Here is a 3,941-nt window from a genome sequence, read left to right as displayed (position 1 = left end):
GCCCGCCCCCCGCCACATCGTCCAGGTCCATCCGCGCTTGCTCATCGGCATCGCCATCGGGATCGCCGCCGCCACCGTTCTCCCCGCCAGTACCTGGATCGGCCGCAGCCTCATCGGCTGGAATGCCGGCGTCTGGTTCTATTTGCTGAGCCTGTGGGTGATGATGCTGCGGGCCGATGCCAAGGCCGTCAAGCGCCTGGCCGAGACCGAGGACGAGAGCGCCCACGTGGTACTGGTGATGGTCTGCGTGGCAGCCATTGCGAGTTTGCTCGCCATCTTGCTGGAACTGGGCGGCAGCAGCCATCACGACGAGCGCGGCAGGCTGTTGCGCTATGCCTTTACAGCCTCCACCGTGTTCGGCTCCTGGGCCCTGATCGGGACCATCTTCACGCTGCATTACGCGCGCCTCTTCTACGCCGATGACGATGACCCGGAGGCCTTGCCGCTGCGCTTCCCGGACGGCATACGCAATCCCGGCTACTGGGATTTCCTGTATTTCGCCTTCACCATCAGCGTGGCCGTGCAGACCTCGGATGTAGCCGTGGCCTCGCGCGCGTTACGCAAGTCGGTGCTGGCGCATTCGCTGATCTGCTTCGTGTTCAATGCCGCCATCATCGGCTTGTCCATCAATATCGCGGCCGGCCTGGCCGGCACCTGAAAGCGAGTGTCAGTGCCAGGATGACAGCGCTGCGGAACCGAACCGGCAGCGCTTTGTCCTAGCCGGGTTCAGAGGCGGGTGAGTGCGCGATCAAGCGCCGCACCGGCGCTCTGCGCAAACCGGAAGCCGCCCGTATAATCGGCGGCTTTCCCGGACGCAAGACCAAGGGGAGGGGGACACAGCGACACACAGAACCCCCGCAGCTCGACCAACGATTCGAACAACGGAGCGCACCGTGCGGGTTTATTCCAGCCAAGCTGAAGAACGTATTGCCATGTTGAAGCGCCAGGGCAAGGGCGCATTTTCCGGACCGCCGCTGCCGCTGGGGCCGCTGATCGGTTTTTCCGTCGCCATCCTGGCGGTGGTGCTGATTGCCCTGTTTACCTGGGAAGCCTCGGTCAGCCGGGGCCTGGCCGCCAATGCCGTCTCGCACACCATGAAGGTGCGCGAGCAGTTGCAGGTGCTGGTCTCCACGCTCAAGGATGCCGAGACCAGCCAGCGCGGTTTCCTGCTCACGGGCACCGAATCCTATCTGAGCCCCTACAACCAGGCACGCGCCGCGTTGCCTGGGGAGATCGCCAGGCTGCGCGAGCTGCTCTCCGACAATCCGGATCAGTTGCAGCGCCTGTCGCAGATCGAGCGCGTGGTCGCCGACAAACTTGAAGAACTGGCCGAGACCGTCAGCCGCCGTCGCAATGGCGATACAGCGGGCGCATTGGCCGTGGTGCAATCCGATCGCGGCAAAATGTTCATGGACCGCGTGCGCGTGCTGTCGCGCGACATGGAAGAACAGGAACGCGACCTGCTGGCCAGCCGCCAATCCGACTGGCGCGATGCCGTGGTGTTTTCCACTGCCGTCGCCTGGGGCGGCTCGGGCTTGCTGCTGGTGCTCATCATTGCCGCAGCCATGACCACTTCGCGCGATTATCGCGCCCGCGAAAAACAGACCTGGATCCGCAATGGCCAGATGGGCCTGGCCGAGCGCCTGCAGGGCGAACAACGCCTGGGGGCGCTGGGTGAAAACACGCTGGCCTTCCTGACTGCCTACCTCAATGCTCAGGTCGGCGCCATCTACCTGCGCACCGATAGCGGCGACTTCCAGCGCTTCGCCGCCTATGCGCTGGAAGAAGACGAGAGCGAACAACCGCCGCACCTGCGTGATGGCCAGGGCCTGCTGGGCCAGGCCGCCAAACTCAATCGCGCCATGCACGTCAAGGAAGTGCCGGCGCAATACCTGACCGTTTCCTCTTCCGTGGGACGCCATGCACCGCGTGAGCTGCTGATCGTGCCCGCAGCGGCCGATGGTGTGGTGCAAGCCGTGTTTGAACTTGGCTTCCTGCGCCAGGTGCGGGCCGAGGAAGAAGAGCTGCTGGCGCGCCTGTCGGACCAGATCGCCATTGCCGTGCGTTCCTCCAAGGACCGCACCCGTCTGGAAGAACTGCTGGAAGAAACTCAGCGCCAGTCCGAGGAATTGCAGGCCCAGCAGGAAGAACTGCGCGTCAACAACGAAGAGCTGGAAGAGCAGGGCCAGGCCCTGAAGGCCTCGCAACTGCGCCTGGAAACCCAGCAGGCCGAGCTGGAAGAAACCAATGCCCAGCTGGAAGAGCAGACGCAACTGCTGGAAATCCAGAAGGACGACCTGGCCAAGACCCAGGTGGTGCTGGTGGAAAAAGCCACCGAGCTGGAGCGCGCCAACCAGTACAAGAGCGAGTTCCTGGCCAACATGAGCCACGAGCTGCGTACCCCGCTGAACTCCACCCTGATCCTGGCCAAGCTGCTGGCCGACAACAAGCAGGGCAACCTGTCCGACGAGCAGGTGCGTTTCGCGCAAACCATTTCCTCGGCCGGCAATGACTTGCTGGCCCTGATCAACGACATCCTCGATCTCTCGAAGATGGAAGCGGGCAAGCTGGATATCGTTTCCGAATCCTTTGTGGTCAGCAAGATGGCCGAGGAACTCAAGGCCAGCTTCGCCATGACGGCCCAGCAGAAGGGCCTGGGCTTCAAGGTCGAGGTCGAACCGGGCGTGCCGCAGCGTATGGAAACGGACATGCAGCGCCTGGGCCAGATCCTCAAGAACCTGCTCTCCAACGCCATCAAGTTCACCGAGAAGGGCGAGGTCAGCCTGCGCATCTATGCGGATGCCGGCGGCCGCATCGCCTTCGCCGTGCGCGATACCGGCATCGGCATCGGGGCCGACCAGCATCAGTTCATCTTCGAAGCCTTCCGCCAGGCCGATGGCAGCACCCATCGCAAGTACGGCGGCACCGGGCTGGGCCTGTCGATCTCGCGCGACCTGGCGCATCTGCTGGGGGGCGATATTCAGGTGCAGAGCCGGGTAGGCGAGGGCAGTATCTTCACGCTCTCGCTGCCGCAGGTTTACAGCGGCGAGCAGGCCGTAGTGCGGACGCCGGCGGCCGTTGCCGCACCGTCGGCGGCGGCTGCGACCTTGCAGGCGGCGCAAGTCGCTACCGCGCCTGATATCCGTATCCCCAGCCCGCAGGTGGTGCCCGGTACGCCGGCGAAACTTCAGGACATCGCCATCGATGATGACCGTCACCGCATTGAATCGTCCTCGCGCCTGATCCTGGTGATCGAGGATGACACCGCCTTCGCCATGATCCTGCGCGACCTGGCGCACGAGATGGGCTTCCAGTGCGTGGTCACGCATTCGGCCAATGAGGGCGTGTCGGCGGCGGAGATGTATCGCCCCAGCGCCATCCTGATGGACATGAACCTGCCTGACTTCTCCGGCCTGGGCGTGCTGGATCAGATCAAGCGCAATCCCAAGACCCGCCACATCCCGGTACACGTGGTCTCGGTGGCCGATTATTCGCACGAGGCACTGGAGCGCGGTGCCATCGGCTACGCATTGAAGCCGGTGCAGCGAGAAGAACTGGTAGGTGCGATCCGCAAGCTGGAAGCCAAGTTCCTGCAGGGCCTGCGCCATGTACTGGTGGTCGAGGACGATGCGCGCCAGCTCGACAGCATCCGCCAGTTGCTGGCCGGCGAGAACATCAACCTGGTCGGCGTGCGCACGGCCGCCGACGCACTGGCCCGCCTGCGCGAGACCACCTTCGATTGCATGGTGATGGACCTGAACCTGCCCGATCTGTCCGGCTATCAGTTGCTGGAAAAGATGGCCGAGCAGGAACACGTGGCTTTCCCGCCGGTGATCGTCTATACCGGCCGTTCGCTGTCGGCCGAGGAAGAGCAGCACCTGCGCCGTTTCTCGCGCTCCATCATCATCAAGGATGCGCGCTCGCCGGAACGCCTGCTCGAT

General features: G+C 64.0%; 2 protein-coding genes. Both read left to right on the top strand.

What is annotated here, in order from left to right:
- Window positions 1–16 precede the first annotated feature (16 nt).
- Entirely contained in the window at window positions 17–658 is a 642-nt protein-coding gene (locus B3873_RS08075; protein WP_286865157.1) for a DUF1345 domain-containing protein, read from the top strand.
- Between the two features lie 235 nt (window positions 659–893).
- On the top strand, window positions 894–3,941 hold a 3,048-nt coding region (locus B3873_RS08070; protein WP_286865152.1), incomplete at its 3' end, for a CHASE3 domain-containing protein.

Source organism: Herbaspirillum sp. UBA812 (assembly GCF_002296545.1).
Taxonomy (GTDB): domain Bacteria; phylum Pseudomonadota; class Gammaproteobacteria; order Burkholderiales; family Burkholderiaceae_D; genus Herbaspirillum; species Herbaspirillum huttiense.
This window is presented reverse-complemented; position numbering and strand designations above follow the sequence as displayed.